Source organism: Janthinobacterium sp. TB1-E2, from assembly GCF_036885605.1.
Lineage (GTDB): Bacteria > Pseudomonadota > Gammaproteobacteria > Burkholderiales > Burkholderiaceae_D > Janthinobacterium > Janthinobacterium aestuarii.
Map to the genome: position 1 here is coordinate 3,955,582 of NZ_CP142523.1, position 17,477 is coordinate 3,973,058.

Here is a 17,477-nt window from a genome sequence, read left to right on the forward strand (position 1 = left end):
GACTGCGCGGACAAGCTGGACAGAGGCGCAAAAACACTCTGCCGGGCGGCGCGTTTGTTCTATAGTATTGCACTATAAGGCATGGAAACGAGATTAAAAATCACTTCATCTATGCGTTTTTATCACAAGTGATGGCATCGCGGGAGCACGGCATGGGGCAGTTCAGACAGATATCAACGTTCGTGGAAGTGGTGGCCAAGGGCAGCCTGTCGGCCGCCGCGCGCGCGGAAGGCATCGCGCCAGCCATGATAGGCCGGCGCCTCGATGCGCTGGAGCAGCGCCTGGGCGTCAAATTGCTGCAGCGCACGACGCGCAAGCTGGCATTGACGAATGAAGGCGCCGCCTTCCTCGAAGATTGCCAGCGCATCCTCGGTGAACTGGAAGAGGCGGAAGCGGCCGTGGCCGAACGCAGCGTGAAGGCCAGCGGCCATCTGCTCATTTCCGCGCCGGCCGGCTTCGGACGCCAGCACGTGGCACCACTGATTCCCTCGTTTGTCGCCGAGCACCGCGACGTGACGGTGTCGCTGAACCTGAACGACCGCCTCGTCGACCTGATCGGCGAAGGCATCGACGTGGCCATCCGCATCGCCAGCCTGTCCGATTCTTCATTGGTAAGCACCAAGCTGGCGGACAACCAGCGCGTGCTCGTCGGCTCGCCCGCCTATTTGAAACGGGCGGGCACGCCCCGTATCCCGGCCGACCTGGCGAAACACAATTGCCTGGCGATCAGCAGCGAAGGCAGCCAGCGGGGCTGGACCTTCCGCGAAAATGGCAAGAACATCATTTTAAAGGTGGCGGGCAATATGGTCTGCAACGATGGCGAAGTGCTGCACGACTGGGCCCTAGCCGGCAAGGGCCTGGCGTGGCGCTCGATGTGGGAAGTGGGCGCCGAGATCGCCTCGGGCCAGCTGGTGACGGTGCTGGACCAGTTCGCCGCCCCGGGCAATGACATTTACGCCGTGTTCGCCCAGCGCCGCCACTTGCCGCTGCGCATACGGGCGTTCGTGGATTTTTTAAGGCACAGTTATTCGCAACCCGACTACTGGCGCGAACGGGCTATTTGAAGACGCGGGACCAAACCTGCTGCGCGTCGGCATAGGCGGCCTGTGATGCTCACCGTACTAGAGTACGGTTGCGCTTCTCGGCCACCTCTTCCTTCCACTCGCGACGGTTTTGTCCGGCGTCGTGACGCATGAGGAAACAACAACTCCCGGATCAGCATTGGCAAGCGTAGGTCGGCTTAGCGCAGCGTAAGCCGACACCAGCCCACACATCTTGCCAACGCCACTCTTGTCGGCTTACGCGCAAGCGCTAAGCCGACCTACCAGTGATGGCAAGCACGCTGAAAAGAGCCGCGTAGCCCATAAAACACTCGCAAAACCGCAACTTCACGGAAATTTAGGCGAAAAAAAATCCTCGGAGACCGAGGATTTCTTTATTTCGTTTGATCCAGCGTATTAGATTGGCTGAATGTTCGAAGCTTGCTTGCCTTTAGGGCCAGCGGTCACTTCAAAAGAAACGCGTTGGTTCTCTTGCAGGGACTTGAAGCCGTTCGACTGGATAGCCGAGAAGTGAGCGAACAGATCTTCGCCGCCTTCGTCAGGGGTAATAAAGCCGAAACCCTTCGAATCATTGAACCATTTTACGATGCCAGTTGCCATTACAATTTCCTATTTCAGTTAAGTTGGGCTTGCGCCCGTTATATCGTTTGAAGCAAGAAAGAAATGACAGACAAACTGCACTACTACCTCGAATCCAACGATGCCCAATTATACCAACAAAACTGAGAAAAACCATTCTTTCGCAAAATAAACTTACGAACACTACTTTAATAGCCAAATCCCCGTCTTGCGGCGCCCTGTACCAGCGGCATGGAGACACTATATCCTAATCTTCGACGCGGGTGCTTTGCGTTGTATCAAATGAATCATTGCAACCACATCTCTATAGTGCTGTCGCTCACGCAATGAAATCGGTGGCCGCCGCATCGCGTCCCGCCCAGCCCAGCAGCGCCGTCACTTGCGCCCGCACGCCGGGCCATTCCGCCACTGCTTGCGCAGGGGCATTGAGCATGGCGCGCACCAGCTGTTCGATGCGCCGGCATTCCTGGCCCAGCGCGGCAAAGCCGAAGGTGGCGGCCGAGCCGGCCACCGCATGCAGCGCGCGGTGCAGCTCCGTCAACGGTTCCAAACGGGGGCCTTCGCTGTCGCAGCGGCTGCTTGCCTGCGTGATCGCCTGCAACAGGGCCGGCACGCCAGCCGCATATTTTTCATTCAGGGCACGCAAACGCGCGCGAAAGTCCGGGTCGATCAAGGTTGCCATCGCAATACTCGCCTGACGCTGCTTACTTGGTGCCGAAGATGCGGTCGCCGGCGTCGCCCAGGCCCGGCACGATATAGGCGTGGTCATCCAGGTGCGAATCGAGCGCGGCGCAGAACATCTTGACGTTCGGATGCGCGTTTTGGAACACGGTCACGCCTTCCGGTGCGGCCACCAGGGCCAGGAAGATGATCTGCTCGTCCGTCACGCCGCGTTTTTTCAGCACGTCGACGGCGTACACGGCCGAATTGCCGGTCGCTACCATCGGGTCGCACAGGATGAAGGTGCGCTCATTCAGGTCCGGCAGGCGCACCAGGTATTCCACGGGCATGTGCGTGGCCGGGTCGCGGTACACGCCGATGTGGCCGACGCGTGCCGATGGCACCAGGTTCAGCAAGCCATCGCTCATGCCGATGCCGGCGCGCAGGATGGGCACGATGGCCAGTTTCTTGCCGGCGATAACAGGCGCGTCGATGGTGACGAGCGGGGTCTTGATTTCGCGCGTAGTCAGCGGCAGGTCGCGCGTGATTTCATAGCCCATCAGCAGAGTGATTTCCTTGAGCAATTCGCGGAAGGTGCGCGTCGACGTGTCGTGCTCGCGCATGTGGCTCAGTTTGTGCTGGATCAAAGGGTGATCGGTAATGAACAAATTCGGAAAGCGTGGGTCTTGTTTCATATTGTTTTTCTTTCTCTACTGTCTGGCGCGGCGGCAAGCATGGCCGCAAGCGCGCTGTGTATCGATAAAATGATGGATTGCGGCATTATCCCAGCCCGCAGCCCGCCTGTGGCCGGAATTTTCGAAATAATCGGTTTTATTGAAATCAATACTCGCGCAGCGCGCGCGCCAGGATGGCCGTGCAATCGGTACCAACCGGCAAGCGGCCATACGCGCCGCCCGGCGCCTGCACCAGCCGCGATTGCAGGAATGCTTGCGCAACAAACGGCGGCGCATGGCGCAGCAGCAAGGCCGCCTGCACGGCCAGCACGATGCGTTCGGACAATTGCCTGGCGCTAAACTCATCCGTTTGCGGCCCGTCCAGGTCGTCCAGCAGCCGCGCGCGGTAGGCAACAAAGGCGGCGTCATCATCGCCGGCCAGCGCCAGCTCGGCCGCCAGGGCGTCGCGCGCGGCCGGCGACTTGCCGAAGGCGCGCAAGACGTCGAGGCACATCACATTGCCCGAGCCTTCCCAGATCGAGTTGACGGGCAGTTCGCGGTACAGGCGCGCCAGCGGCGCCTCTTCCACATAACCGGTGCCGCCCAGCACCTCCATGGCCTCGAAGCCGAAGCCGGGACCGCGCTTGCAGATCCAGTATTTGCCGGCCGGCGTGAGCACGCGCGCCAGCATCGCTTGCCGCGGGTCGTCCTTTTCATCGAAACAGCGGGCCAGGCGCAGCGCAAAGGCCGTGGCCGCTTCCGATTCGAGCGCCAGGTCGGCCAGCACGTTTTGCATCAGCGGCTGCTCGGCCAGCGGCTTGCCGAACACGGCCCGCTGGCGCGCATGGTGCAGCGCCTGCGTCAAGGCGGCGCGCATGATGCCGGCACTGCCCAGCACGCAATCGAGACGCGTATGGCTGGCCATTTCCAGAATCGTGGGTATGCCCCGCCCCGGCTGGCCCACGAGCCAGCCGTAGGCATTCGTAAATTCCACTTCCGAAGACGCATTCGAGCGGTTGCCCAATTTATCTTTCAGACGCTGCACGCGGATGGCATTGCGGCTGCCGTCGGGCAGGTAGCGGGGCAGGAAGAAGCACGACAATCCGCCCTCATCCGCCTGCGCCAGGATCAGATGGGCGTCGCACTGGGGCGCCGAAAAAAACCATTTGTGGCCGACGATGCGCCAGACGCCATCAGCCTCGCCGCCGAACAGGGCTTGCGCCTCGGCCGCCTGCACGGGCACGGCGCGCGTGGTATTGCTGCGCACGTCCGAGCCGCCCTGCTTTTCCGTCATGCCCATGCCGACCAGGGCGCCCCGCTTCCGCTCCACGGGCAGGGAGCGGGGATCGTAGTCGCGCGAGAGGATTTTCGGCAGCCAGCGCTGCGCGATCTGCGGCAGATCCAGCGCCTGGCGCAAGGCCGGCACCGAGGCATACGTCATCGTCACGGGACACTGCGTGCCATTTTCCACCTGCCCCACTAATAGATAGGCGGCCGCGCGCGCCACCTGGGCACCGGAACCGGGCGCGGCCCACGGCGAAGCGTGCGCCCCCGCGCCCACGAGGATGGCCATCAGTTCATGCCAGGCCGGATGGAACAGCACTTCGTCGATGCGGCGCCCGGCCCGGTCGAACTGCTGCAACTCGGGCGCATGGATATTGGCCAGGCGCGCCAGCGCATAGGTCTCGGCGCGGCCCAGCTTCTCGCCCAGCGCGTCGAGCTCCTGCAGCGCCGCGCCGCCGCCCTCGCGCAGCAGCGCTTCGATCAGCGCCGGGTCGCAGGCAAACAGATTGACGTTTTCGAACGGCGTAGCCTGGTTGAAAACTTCATGCGTGTCAAAAGCATTCATGGGGGTCTCCCGCGATTTGTTATCATGGCGCCCTTGCCGTCGCTGGCGCACCGTCAACACCGCCTGCCAGCCAGACTAGCGTAAAGCGCATGGCGGGGCAAGCGCGCCAGTGGAAGCAAGCGCAGATAAATGTTTCCATGGGGAATGAAAATGCCTGTGTGTGTCGCGTAGCATGATTTTTTTCATGGAAGGCAGGAATATTTACAAAACCTGAAGCAATGTTGCTCTATTTCATGTAATCGGGTGCTTTTCAATGATACATTTCGTGTGGATCGCGTTCCGATAGCCGCTCTTTCGGCCCCTATGGCGCGCGTCACGCACGACGCACTCTTTCCGTTGGCGCCCTGCCCTGCAGCGAGCGCCGGCACTGATAATAAAAAGGTAAAAGCCAGCACGATGTTTTCCAGTACCCCATCCGCCGCCCACCGCGAGGCCCGCCACGAGTTGGACAACCTCATGGAAGAGGCAGGCGACGTCGTGTTCCGGCTCGATACGGACGGCCTGATCCTGTTCGCCAGCAAGCGCGCGGCCACCCTGTTTGGCGCGCCATCGGGCCTGACCGGCCACTTGCTGCTGCCGCTGGCCACCGAAGCGTCGCGCGCGGCGCTGCAGGCTGCGCTGGAAGACGCGCTGGAAGAACCGGGCCGCCTGGAAGTGCGCCTGCAAACGCCGGACCAGGAAATCTGGTTCGAGCTGCGCCTGTCTTCTTATATGAACGCGGCCGGTGTGGCCGAATTGCTGGTGGTCGGGCGCGACACGTCGGCCCAGCACAATACGGAAGAACGGCTGCGCCATATGGCCACGCACGATGCGCTGACCGGCTTGCCGAACCGTTTGCTGCTGTCGGACCGCATCCGCATGGTGATCGCCCAGGCCGCCCGTTCGGGCCAGGGCTTTTCCGTCGCCACCATCGGCCTCGATGGCTTTAAAAAGGTCAACGATGGCCTGGGCCACCCCGTCGGCGACGCCGTGCTGCGCCTGGCCGCCGCGCGCCTGCGCAAGACCCTGCGCGACAGCGACACGCTGGCGCGCGTGGGCGGCGATGAATTCGTCGCCGTGCTGCCCGGCAGCGCCACGGACGCGCAGATCAAGCTGGTGACGGGCCGCCTGCTGGCCACCCTGCAGGCGCCATTCGAAGTCGACGGCCACACGATCTACGTGGGCGCCTCCGTGGGCGTGTCGATCTATCCGCTGCACGCGGAAGATGAAGTGCGCCTGGTGGCGCTGGCCGATGCGGCCATGTCGCGCGCCAAGGAAACGGGCAAGGCCCGCTGCCTGGTCTACAGCCCGCGTTTGAACGGCCCGTCGGAACACGACATCTCGCTGGAAGCGGCCATGTTCCAAGCCGTGCGCGAAGGCGAATTCCTGCTCTTTTACCAGCCCATCGTCGATGCGCACACGCGGCAAATCCAGGGCTTCGAAACCCTGATGCGCTGGAAGCATCCGACCCTGGGCCTGGTGCCGCCCGTGCGCTTCATCCCGATTGCCGAAGCCAATGGCCTGATCAATCTGCTCGGTGCCTGGGCATTGAAGGCGGCCTGCGTGCAGCTCAAGCAATTCCAGGAAGTGGCCAAGCGGCCGCTGTACATCTCCGTCAATATCAGCCCGCGCCAGTTCCGCAACGACAAATTCCTCGACGTGCTCGATGACGCGATCGCGTTTTCGGGACTCTCGGGCGAACACCTGGTGCTGGAAATCACGGAAGGCACCTTGATGATCGACCCCGTGCATGCGGAAACCATCCTCGTCAAGATGACGGAGCGCCGCGCGCGCATCGCCATCGACGATTTCGGCACCGGCTATTCTTCGCTCGCGTATCTGAAGCGCTTCCCCATTTCCGTGCTGAAGATCGACCGCACCTTCATCAAGGACTTGCCCGCATCAAGCAAGGATGCGGCCATCTGCAACACCATTCTCGACCTGGCCAAGCATTTGAATTTGTCCGTGGTGGCCGAAGGCGTGGAAACCGAAGAGCAGATGCATTTCATCGAGTCGCGCGGCTGCCAGTACGTGCAAGGCTACCTGACGGGCAAACCGATGCCGGCCCATGCCGCGCTAGCGGCCTTGAGCGACAAAACCTATGCGGCGCTGGTGCCTGTGCCGTCTGCCAATGAACCGCGCGGAGGGGTGCAATGAATCCAGGTCATTTCACGGTACCGACACAGCTGGGCAAGAACACCCTCGACCTGCTGTGGGCGCGCACGCGCCAGCAGGGCGACATGCCCGGCTTCGCGAAAGCCATCAGCGCCATCCTCGGCGCCATGCGCGGCGAGGACGACCACGAATTCGACATCACGCAAACGGTGCTGTCCGACCCTGTCCTCACACACAAGGTGCTGCGCTTGGCCAACAGCGGCATGTATTCGGCCTTCGGCCAGCGGGTCAACACGGTGTCGAAGGCCGTGCTGGTGCTGGGCATCGACGCCATCGGCCATCTGGCGCTGGGCCTGAAGCTGATCGAAGAGCTTTCGCAGGCGTCGCCCGATTCCGTCAGCGCCCATGTGGAAATGGAAAAGGCCGTGCTGGCCGGGATGGTGGCGCAGCAGGTGGCCACCAGCGCTGGCAGCCTGCAGGCGGAGCAGGCCGTCGTCTGCTCGATGCTGCACACCCTGGGCCGCATGATGGTGACGTTCTACATGACGGACTTCTGGGCGCGCATGCAGGCGCATGCGGGTCCCGGCAACGAGGCTGCCGCCGCGCGCGAAATTTTAGGGCTGTCGCTGCCCGAAGTGGGCTATGCCACGGCCGCCCACTGGGGCTTGCCGCAGCACCTGATCAACGGCATGCGTCCGATGGACCCGTCGCCGGACAACTCTCCCGTCAGCGGCGCCGACTGGATGGCGGGCCTGTCGACGATGGCGGCGCGCTGCGCCGACTCGCTGTGGCATGACGACGCGGCTGGCGCGGCGCAGGTGCATGCGCTGATCGACGATTATGCGGGCACACTGGGCATCACGGCGACCGACCTCGTGGTGGCCGTGGACAAGGCCAAGGCGATGGCGGCGGCCGACCTGTCGATCGCGCCCCTGTCGAAACCGGCCGAACGGCGCGCGCGCCAACTGGCGTCGACGCGCATGCGCGCCGAAGGCAACCGCGTATTGATCGGCGGCTTGGCCGACCTGCGCAGCGCCATCGGCAGCGCCAGCCCGGGACAGATGGTCTCGATGGCGCTCGAAACGCTGCACCAGGGCTTCGATTTTTCGCGCTCGGTGGCGTTCGTGCGCAACCACAGGGATCATCTGTATTCGGCGCGCATCAGCATGGGCGAAGGCATGGCCGACTTGCAGGATTTGATGGTGTTTGGCGACGCGTATGAACCGAACGTCTTCCACGCGGCCCTCAATAGCGACCGCGTGATCTTCATCGACAATGCGCGCGACCCGAAATTTGCCGCCAAACTGCCGCAATGGTGGAAAGCGACGTTGTCGGAAGCGCGCAGCTTCGTCGTGCTGCCGCTGTCGGCCAACGGCCATCCCACGGGATTTTTATATGGCGACTGGGACGACAGCTTCCCGCCGATCCAATTGAACCAGACGGAATTCAACCTGATCAACGATATCCGGGCTTTGCTGGTGCAATCGGTGGAGATGCGGCACCAGCTGGAATTGGTGGCGAATAAGGTGGCGTGACCGGAAGCGCCAACGATGTTGTCGGATTACGCGGGGCGATGCCCCGCTAATCCGACCTACATTTTGCCGCTACGCATGGCATAGGCCGTAGGTCGGATTAGGGCCGCAGGCCCGTAATCCGACACCAGAACATTCAACTTACTTCAACTTCGGCGTACTCACCGACACATCGCCGCATTGCGCGCGGTGCATCAGGGCGTGGTCGATCAGCACCAGCGCCAGCATGGCTTCGGCGATCGGCGTGGCGCGGATGCCCACGCACGGGTCGTGGCGGCCGAACGTTTCCACCATCACGGGATTGCCTTCTTTATCGATCGAGCGGCGCGGCGTGCGGATCGACGACGTCGGCTTGATGGCGATCGAGACGCTGATATCTTGCCCCGTCGAAATACCGCCCAGTACGCCGCCGGCGTTATTGCCGATAAAGCCTTCCGGCGTCAGTTCGTCGCCATGCTCTGAACCCTTCTGTGCCACCGAATCGAAACCGGCGCCGATTTCCACACCTTTCACCGCATTGATACCCATCATGGCATAGGCGATGTCCGCATCGAGCTTGTCGTAGATGGGCTGACCCAGGCCGACGGGCACGTTTTGCGCGATCACGTCGATGCGCGCGCCGATGGAATCGCCATCGCGGCGCAACTGGTCCATCGCTTCTTCCATGCGCGCGATCAGATCCGCGTCGCCGCTGGCGGCAAAGAACGGATTCGCATGCACGTGTTCCCAAGACTGGAATGGCACGGGAATGTCGCCCAGCTGACTCATGCAACCCTTGAACGTGGTGCCGTATTGCTGCAGCAGCCATTTCTTGGCAATCGCCGCCGCGCCCACCACGGGCGCCGTCAGGCGCGCCGACGAGCGCCCGCCGCCGCGTGGATCGCGCACGCCGTACTTGTGCCAGTACGTATAGTCGGCGTGGCCGGGGCGGAAACTTTCCGCGATATTGCCGTAATCCTTGCTGCGCTGGTCTTCATTGCGGATCAGCAGCGCGATGGGCGTACCCGTCGTCACGCCCTGGTACACGCCGGAGAGGATCTCGACCGTATCGGATTCCTGGCGCTGCGTCACGTGGCGCGACGTGCCCGGCTTGCGGCGGTCCAGCTCGGGCTGGATATCGGCTTCCGACAGGATCAATCCCGGCGGACAGCCATCGATCACGCAGCCGATGGCCGGACCATGCGATTCGCCGAAAGTGGTAACAGTAAACAGCTTGCCAAAAGAATTGCCGGACATAGTAGGAAGTGTGAGGACTGGAAAACTCAATTCTACCAGCCTGCGGGGCATGCCATGCCGCTAATGCCACACCGAGGCCCGATATTCCCCCGCCCAAATCGCCATTTTTTAATCCCGTGTATTTTTTCACACAAAAACACCAAATATGAGTTGCAATAATGCAAAACAAGAAATATTGCTCCACAGAATAGATTTAAAAAAACATTTTGCTTATTAAATAGCTATATACTTGGATCAAAGCGCGCCACACAATACTGGTTATCAAACCGATTTGGGCTGCGCCGAGAGCACGTCACAAATGCCCAGGGCTAGGCGTCGTTGTCGAAGACAGTACGCAAGTACGGCAAGGCAACGCAACAACGCCATGGGCTTTTGCGACGCGCTCGTATAAACATCGAGTCATCCTGGAGAAGCTATACATGCCCGCACCGATCATCCCCCTTGACGCCAACAAGGACGATCACGACGACCTGGTATTCCTCGATGAGCAACCGGCTGCGCCCCTGACGGCCGCACCGCGCAGCGTCTGGCGGGTGATGATCATCGACGACGATGAAGACGTCCACTCCACCACCACTTTCGCCCTCGGCAACCTGGAAATGCAGCACCGCCCGCTGGAATTCGTGCATGCGTATTCAGCCGGCCAGGCGCGCGAACTGCTCAGGCACGAAGACGACATCGCCGTCATCCTGCTCGACGTGGTGATGGAACAGGATGACGCGGGCCTGCACCTGGTGCGCTACATCCGCGAAACCCTGAAAATGACGGACGTGCGCATCATCCTGCGCACGGGCCAGCCAGGCTATGCGCCGGAAATCGACGCCATCCGCGATTTCGACATCAACGATTACAAGACCAAGTCCGAACTGACGCGCATCAAGCTGTTTACGACGGTGACGGCGGCCATCCGCTCATACGAGCAGATCCGTTCGATCAACAGCAGCCGGCGCGGCCTGGACCGTATCGTCCACGCCAGCACGCAGCTGATGGCGCTGCACGGCGTGCAGAATTTCTCGGCCGGCGTGCTGGCGCAGATCGCCGACCTGCTGGGCATCCGCGCCGACGGCGTGCTGTGCGTGCAGAACTTGCAGGACAATGGCAGCAAGGAGCTGCTCGTCTCGGCCTGCACGGGCAGCTTTTCCAGCCTGCCGCACAGCGCCCTGTGCGGCTTGCAAAACCCCCGCGTCATGGCCGCCATCGAGCACACGCTGGCGCAGCGGCGCAATGTGTATGCGCACGACTACGCCACCCTGTACTTCGCGGGCAAGGCCAGCCGCGATGCGGCCGCCTACCTGGTGCTGCCACGCCCTCTTTCCGCCATCGATGAAAGCCTGCTGGAAGTCTTCTGCAGCAACGTTGCCGTGGGCCTGGACAATGTCGAGCTGGTGTCGCACCTGCACAATGCCGCCTTCTACGACCAGTTGTCGAAGCTGCCCAACCGCACGCGCCTGGTGGAAATCCTCGACGCCACCTTGTCCGGCCCCGCGCGCGACGACGCCACCTTGTCGCTGGTCGACCTCGACCACTTTGCCGAGACCAACGACGCGCTGGGACACCAGTTCGGCGACACCCTGCTGATCGCCGTGGCGGGCCGGTTGCAAACCCAGCTGGGCCCCCAGCTGACGGTGGCGCGCCTGGGCGGCGACATCTTTTGCGTGCTGGGCGACTCGTCGCAAGTCAACCCGAACAATATCCTGGCCCTGTTCCAGCCGCCGTTCTGCATCGATGGGCAAGACGTGCAGCTGTCGGCCACCCTGGGCCTCGTGCGGCTCGGTGAACATACGGGCACGGGCGCCGATGCGCTCAAGGATGCCGATATCGCCCTGAAGCGGGCAAAAAGCCAGCAGCGCGCCGGCCACTTCTATTTCTCGCGCAGCATGGGCATCGAAATCCGCGAACGGGTGCGCATGATGCACGCGCTGCGCACGGCTTTCAGCCAGGACCAGCTGTTTGTCGTCTACCAGCCGCAGATCGACCTAACGACGCGCCGCCCCGTGGGCGCGGAAGCGCTGCTGCGCTGGCAGACGCCGGACGGCAAGTTCATCTCGCCCGACCGCTTCATCCCGATCGCCGAGTATTCGGGCATCATCATCGACCTCGGCGAATGGGTGCTGCGCACGGCCTGCCGCGAACTGGTGCTGCTGCGCGAGCAGGGCCACCGCAACTTCGTCATGTCCGTCAACGTGTCGCAAGTGCAGTTCCGCCACCCGCTGTTCCTGGAAATGCTGCGCGCGGCACTCGAAGAGACGCAGGCGCCGCCCGAATTCATCGAGCTGGAAATCACGGAATCGATGGCCATGGAAGAGCCGGACCTGCTGATCAAGATGCTGTGGCAGATCAAGCAGACGGGCGTGAGCATCGCCATCGACGACTTCGGCACGGGCTTTTCGTCGCTGTCCTATTTGCAGCGCCTGCAGGTCGACCGCTTGAAAATCGACCGTGCGTTTGTGACGGAAATCACCGGTTCCGCGCGCGGCAGCAGCATCGCCGAGATGGTCATCCAGCTGGGCCGCAACCTGGGCCTGGCCGTGATCGCGGAAGGCGTGGAAGACGAGCGGCAAGCGCAAATCTTGCAGGCGCTGGGCTGCCCGATGGCGCAAGGCTTTCTGTTCGCCCGCCCCATGACGGCCACGGCGCTGGGCACCTGGCTGAACAACGAGGCGCTGCAGGGAGCGGCGTAGGCGCCACCCTGGATAGCCAATGCAAAACGCCGGCAGTTGCCGGCGTCGTTTTTACAGCATGCTGATATCAGTCCGTCGTTTCGGCAGGCCAGTCGCGGATATACGCTTTGAGCATCTGGTTTTCAAAGCTTTGCGCTTCGAGCACGGCGCGCGCCACGTCGTAGAAGGAGATGACGCCCAGCAGGGTCTTGGCGTTCATGACGGGCAGGTAGCGCGCATGTTTTTCCAGCATGATGCGGCGCACTTCGTTGACTTCCGTGTCGGGGGTGACGGTGATCGGGTGGTCATCCATGTGCTTGCGCACGGTGCCGCCGCCGATCTGGCCCGCGTTTTCATGCAGCGCGTTCAACACTTCGCGGAAGGTCAGCATGCCGACCAGGTCGCCAAATTCCATGACCACCAGCGAACCGATGTCTTTTTCAGCCATGGTATTGGCCGCGTCAAGCAGGGGCTGGTCAGGCGTGACCGTGTAGAGAATATTGCCCTTGACTTGGAGAATTTCAGATACTTTCATATTGGCCGTCCTGTCCGCGTGATTGGTATTTTAGTTATTCTAGCCCTTACTGCGACTGTAGCCTATGCCTGCGGAAAAATCCAGCCTTGCGCGCAATCAAATCGAGGGGGATTGCGCGCCACCTTCCATCACGCGCGGCGGCGGAACCACCCTGCGATGGAGAGGCGCTGGCGCGCCGTCGGCAGCACTTCGTGCAGCATCTCGCCCGACATGAACATGGCCATGCGGCCCGCTTGCGGCAGGATGTCCACCACGGGCGCGCCTTGCGGATGCAGACGCAGCGCGCCGCCGTGCTCGGGCAGCCAGTCGTCGTTCAGGTACAGCACGACGGACACGGTGCGCTTGTCGTCGTCGCGGAAACGGTCAAGATGGGCCCGGTAAAAGGCGCCCGGCGCGTACAGCGCGAAATGGCTTTCGTATTCTTCCAGCCCCAGGAACAGCTCGCGGTTGAGCATGCAGCGCAGCGTTTCCATGTGTGCCAGGTAGCGGTCGCACGCCTCGGAACGGCCTATTTCCAGCCATTCGATATGGTCGCCGCGGATATCGGGCTGCAGCAGCGGCGCATGACCGCTGCCCACGCCGGCACCTTTCATCTTGCCGCTGAGCATGGATTGCACGCATTCGGCGGCCAGCTGGCGGCTCAGTTCAGGGGAGATAAAATGCTCTTGCATGAGCCAGCCTGCCTGGCACAGGCCGTCGACGATAGAGAGTCCGGGAACGGCAAGGGAGCCGTCGAACGATATTGCGGGCATAAAATCTTTCCTGGTGGACTTGCGATGAGAGTTCGCCTGAAGCCCAGGAATTCGCTGGCACGTAGCCGCCTTCCCTGCGGCGCGGCGCACGCGCACAGGTCAAACAGCCCGAATATCACTGATCCGGTATCCTACCACCGCCCTGCCTTGCCGGTCACTTTTTTTACACTTCAGGTTACACGCCCTGCCCGCCAGCACGGCGCCATGCGCCCTGCACAGGAGCCCTTTTGCTCCGCTGCAAATCAGGTTACGATCTTGCCACTATAAAAACTTGGCGGAGACACCATGAGCGGCCCGAAATACCCCGGTTTCGATACTTTATCCCTGCATGCGGGCGCCGCGCCCGATCCGGCCACGGGCGCACGCGCCACGCCCATCCATTTCACGTCCTCGTTTGCCCTCAAGAGTTCGGAACATGCGGCTTCGCTATTCAATATGGAGCGGGCCGGCCACGTCTACTCGCGCATCTCGAATCCCACGAACGCCGTGCTGGAAGAGCGCATCGCCGCACTGGAAGGGGGCGTGGCCGGCATCGCCACGGCCAGCGGCCAGGCCGCCATGCACCTGGGCCTGTCCACCATCGCCGGCGCCGGTTCGCACATCGTTGCCTCGCGCGCCCTGTACGGCGGCTCGCACAACCTGCTGGCCTACACACTGAAACGCTTCGGCATCGAGACGACCTTTGTCGACCCGCGCGACGTGGACTCTTGGCGCGCCGCCATCCGCCCGAATACCAAGATACTGTTCGCGGAAACCCTGGGCAATCCAGGTCTCGACGTGCTGGACATCCCCCGGATTGCCGCCCTGGCGCACGAACACCACTTGCCGCTGATGCTCGATTCGACATTTACCACGCCGTATCTGCTGCGCCCTTTCGAGCATGGCGCCGACCTGGTGTTCCACTCGGCCACCAAATTCCTGTGCGGGCACGGCACGGCCATCGGCGGCTTGCTCGTCGATGGCGGCACCTTTGACTGGCAAACGGCGTACGACAAGACGGGCCGTTTCGCCGAACTGTGCGAACCGTATGAAGGCTTCCACGGCATGGTCTTCGCCGAGGAATCGACGGTGGCACCGTTCGCCCTGCGCGCGCGGCGCGAAGGCTTGCGCGATTTCGGCGCCGTCATGAGCCCGCACAATGCCTTCGCCATCCTGCAGGGCATCGAAACCCTGGGCCTGCGCATGGACCGCCACGTGGCCAACACGCGCAAGGTGATCGATTTCCTGCTGGCCAATCCGGCCGTGGAATCCGTGTCCTATCCGGAGCTGCCCTCGCACCCCGATTACGAACTGGCGAAAACCCTGCTGCCGAAAGGCGCGGGCGGCGTGTTCACGTTCCGCCTGCGCGGCGACCGTGCGGCCGGCCAGCGCTTTGTTGACAGCCTGAAGATCTTCTCGCACCTGGCCAATGTGGGCGACGCCAAGTCGCTCGTCATCCATCCCGCCTCCACCACGCACTTCCGCGTGCCCGACGACCAGCTGGCCCAGGCGGGCATCACGCAGGGCACCATGCGCTTGTCCGTGGGACTGGAAGACGCGGACGATTTGATCGAAGACCTGGCCCGTGGCCTGAAACTGTCGCAGAAAGGCGCCTGAGATGCTGTTCACCATCGACAATACCGTCGCCTACTGCTACACGGGCGGCAAGGCTTTTAACCCACATCAGCCCACGGCCGTCTTCATCCACGGCGCGCAGAACGACCACTCCGTGTGGGCGCTGCAAACGCGCTATTTTGCCCACCATGGCTGGAACGTGCTGGCCGTCGACTTGCCAGGCCACGGGCGCAGCCTGGGCGCGGCGAAAAGCAGCGTTGAAGAGCTGGCGCGCTGGATACTGGCCGTGCTGGACGCTGCCGGCGCGGCCAAGGCCATGCTGATCGGCCACAGCATGGGCTCATTAATCGCGCTGGAAGCGGCATTCCTCGCGCCCGATCGGGTCAGCCACCTGGCCATGCTGGGCTCCACCTATCCGATGAAGGTCTCGCCGGCGCTGCTGGAAACGTCATTGAACGACGAACAGGCGGCCATCGACATGGTCAATATCTGGTCGCACTCGTCGATCGCGCAAAAGCCGTCGTTCCCCGGCCCCGGCTTCTATGCCATGGGCGGCGCGCGGCGCCTGAAACAGCGCATCGCCGCCCTCAACCCCGATCACGTGTTTCATACGGATTTTTATGCATGCAATGCCTACGCGAACGGCGAAATCGCCGCCGCTTCGGTACACTGCCCCACTTTATTCATTTTCGGCGCGCGCGACATGATGACGCCGCCCAAATCGACCCGGCTGCTGACCACGTCAATAGCGCATGGCACCGTGGTGCAGGTCGACAGCGGGCACGAATTGATGGCCGAGCAGCCCGACGCCGTGCTCGACGCACTGTTTGCGTTTGCGCAAACGGCAGCGGCATGAACGCTTTTTTTTAGGATAGATGCACATGTTGTTGAATACCCTGTTCGATGAATTGACTGGCCGCGGCAGCGGCACGGAAGCGGCGCGGCACGAACGCTACAACTGGCTGGAACAGCTGCGCTGCGCCAACCCGCAAGCGGACGAAAACGGCCCCATGGCGGGCATCCCCGGCCACCACTGGTACCGGCTGCCGCAGGCGCTGGCCGTGGCAGGCCAGCAAACGGACCTCCTGGTCGGCACCCTGAACGCGCAATACCTGGTCTTCGCGGGCCGCCACGCGGCGGCATTCGCGGCCGAACTGGGACTGCAATACGACGCCAACAACCGCATCGACCGCCCCGGTGGCATCGATGAACTGCTCGACGCCTATGAAGAACAGGCCGACGGCCGCTGGACCACCTTGCCGAATGAACCGCCAGCGCCACCGCTGGCCGGCTGGGACGATGTGTACTTCCGCGTGCGCGACCTCAGTGACGGCAAGGCCATCCAGAGCGTAACCACCATCGCCTACGAAAGCAGCCGCTTTCCCGGCTACACCTTGCTGGGCACGACCCTGGTAGGCGCGGGCGCCATCGCGCACGACGACGAGACGGCGCAATATTTGCAGCAAGTGTTCGCCGACTGGGCCATCCAGCGCGCTTGCGCCGACGCCTGCCCGGTTTCGTCCACGCCCTGGCCTTGCACGCCGCGCCAGACGCCGCCCGCACCGTTCGATTTTGCCCGCAACCTCGCCTACCTCGACGCCTTGCTGGCCGCCTACGCACGCGCACAGACGCAGGCGGAAGACGACGGCGGCGACGCGGCCTACTGGGCATGCGCGGCCGCCAGCACGGCTTACCAGGTATTCTCGCTGCGCTACACGGCAGGCTTGCCCTTGCCGGAAGTGGAGCGAGCGCTGGAAGCGGCCGTCGCCGCCTGCGAGACGGCGCGCGCGGCCCTGGCTGCGGCCTACGATGACGATACCTTGCCCGCCTTCGACTTCGAACAGTTGACCGATTACGCGCGCACCCTGCAGCTGCTGGGCGCTACCCTGCTGTTCGGCCGCCGCGACCTGACCATGCGCCTGGCCGCCCTGCAAACGGCCTTCGATGGCGAAGACGGCGTGTACGAAGCGCTGCTGTCGGCTGTCGACCCGCAGCGTCCCGCCGTCGACGAATGGTATTTCGCCGAGCCGTATACCGCCCTGTACGACTGCCTGGACGCAGAAGACCCGGCGCAACAGCTCGAGCACTTGCGCCACTACCTGGCCAGCTGGCACGGTGCGCTGGTCCACGAGGACTGGTTCAACGGCCATTTGCGCGCGCAGGGACTGGGCGGCTACTACGGCCTGTGGGCCTTCGAGGCAGCCGCCGCGGCCAAGCAGCTGGGCCTAGAGCGCGGCGCGCTGGCGCACTGGCTCATGCCGCCGTCGCCCTGATCCCCCAACATTTTTAAC

Annotated in this window: 14 protein-coding genes; 7 read left to right on the plus strand and 7 right to left on the minus strand. The window is 62.8% G+C overall.

Annotated elements, in window-relative coordinates; genetic code table 11:
* Positions 1–152: 152 nt before the first annotated feature.
* Positions 153–1,064: a LysR family transcriptional regulator gene (locus tag OPV09_RS17810; RefSeq protein WP_034755572.1), complete on the plus strand. Its 912-nt coding sequence runs from the start codon at positions 153–155 to the stop codon at positions 1,062–1,064.
* A gap of 393 nt (positions 1,065–1,457) precedes the next feature.
* Here OPV09_RS17810 and OPV09_RS17815 read toward each other — a convergent pair whose 3' ends face one another.
* The 4 genes from OPV09_RS17815 to OPV09_RS17830 form a co-directional block, all read right to left on the minus strand.
* Complete coding sequence (locus tag OPV09_RS17815) at positions 1,458–1,661, minus strand: cold-shock protein (RefSeq protein ID WP_010398811.1); 204 nt, start codon at positions 1,659–1,661, stop codon at positions 1,458–1,460.
* A gap of 298 nt (positions 1,662–1,959) precedes the next feature.
* Entirely contained in the window at positions 1,960–2,322 is a 363-nt protein-coding gene (locus OPV09_RS17820; RefSeq protein WP_338678980.1) for an Hpt domain-containing protein, read from the minus strand.
* 22 nt (positions 2,323–2,344) lie between these two features.
* Entirely contained in the window at positions 2,345–2,995 is a 651-nt protein-coding gene (upp, locus tag OPV09_RS17825) for a uracil phosphoribosyltransferase (protein WP_046682928.1), read from the minus strand.
* Positions 2,996–3,140: 145 nt separating this feature from the next.
* The gene (locus OPV09_RS17830) at positions 3,141–4,823 is read right to left on the minus strand and encodes an isovaleryl-CoA dehydrogenase (protein WP_338678981.1); all 1,683 of its coding nucleotides are present in this window, start codon (positions 4,821–4,823) and stop codon (positions 3,141–3,143) included.
* Positions 4,824–5,219: 396 nt separating this feature from the next.
* On the opposite strand from OPV09_RS17830, the gene OPV09_RS17835 reads away from it, so the two are divergent.
* Together OPV09_RS17835 and OPV09_RS17840 are read left to right on the plus strand one after the other, a co-directional pair.
* The gene (locus tag OPV09_RS17835; protein WP_034756356.1) at positions 5,220–6,959 is read left to right on the plus strand and encodes a putative bifunctional diguanylate cyclase/phosphodiesterase; all 1,740 of its coding nucleotides are present in this window, start codon (positions 5,220–5,222) and stop codon (positions 6,957–6,959) included.
* The gene (locus OPV09_RS17840) at positions 6,956–8,452 is read left to right on the plus strand and encodes an HDOD domain-containing protein (protein ID WP_070302727.1); all 1,497 of its coding nucleotides are present in this window, start codon (positions 6,956–6,958) and stop codon (positions 8,450–8,452) included. Before OPV09_RS17835 ends, OPV09_RS17840 begins: the two co-directional genes overlap by 4 nt.
* A gap of 138 nt (positions 8,453–8,590) precedes the next feature.
* Here the strand turns inward: OPV09_RS17840 and aroC are convergent, their stop codons facing one another.
* Positions 8,591–9,685: a chorismate synthase gene (gene aroC / locus OPV09_RS17845; protein ID WP_046682932.1), complete on the minus strand. Its 1,095-nt coding sequence runs from the start codon at positions 9,683–9,685 to the stop codon at positions 8,591–8,593.
* 419 nt (positions 9,686–10,104) lie between these two features.
* Between aroC and OPV09_RS17850 the strand changes: the two genes are divergently transcribed.
* Positions 10,105–12,366, plus strand: coding sequence for a putative bifunctional diguanylate cyclase/phosphodiesterase (locus OPV09_RS17850; protein WP_338678982.1), 2,262 nt, complete (start codon positions 10,105–10,107; stop codon positions 12,364–12,366).
* 67 nt (positions 12,367–12,433) lie between these two features.
* Here OPV09_RS17850 and OPV09_RS17855 read toward each other — a convergent pair whose 3' ends face one another.
* Together OPV09_RS17855 and OPV09_RS17860 are read right to left on the minus strand one after the other, a co-directional pair.
* Entirely contained in the window at positions 12,434–12,880 is a 447-nt protein-coding gene (locus OPV09_RS17855) for a CBS domain-containing protein (RefSeq protein ID WP_010398828.1), read from the minus strand.
* 128 nt (positions 12,881–13,008) lie between these two features.
* Entirely contained in the window at positions 13,009–13,632 is a 624-nt protein-coding gene (locus OPV09_RS17860; protein ID WP_072453371.1) for a 2OG-Fe(II) oxygenase, read from the minus strand.
* Positions 13,633–13,917: 285 nt separating this feature from the next.
* On the opposite strand from OPV09_RS17860, the gene OPV09_RS17865 reads away from it, so the two are divergent.
* From OPV09_RS17865 to OPV09_RS17875, 3 genes are read left to right on the plus strand one after another with little or no spacing between them, the layout of a single operon-like run.
* Complete coding sequence (locus tag OPV09_RS17865; protein ID WP_338678983.1) at positions 13,918–15,228, plus strand: O-acetylhomoserine aminocarboxypropyltransferase; 1,311 nt, start codon at positions 13,918–13,920, stop codon at positions 15,226–15,228.
* A 1-nt stretch (position 15,229) separates the two neighbouring features.
* A complete protein-coding gene (locus tag OPV09_RS17870; RefSeq protein WP_034755550.1) occupies positions 15,230–16,042 on the plus strand; it encodes an alpha/beta fold hydrolase in 813 nt (270 codons plus the stop codon).
* A 25-nt stretch (positions 16,043–16,067) separates the two neighbouring features.
* Positions 16,068–17,459 (plus strand): PoNe immunity protein domain-containing protein, encoded by a 1,392-nt coding sequence (locus tag OPV09_RS17875; protein ID WP_338678984.1) that lies wholly within the window; start codon positions 16,068–16,070, stop codon positions 17,457–17,459.
* Positions 17,460–17,477: the final 18 nt, after the last annotated feature.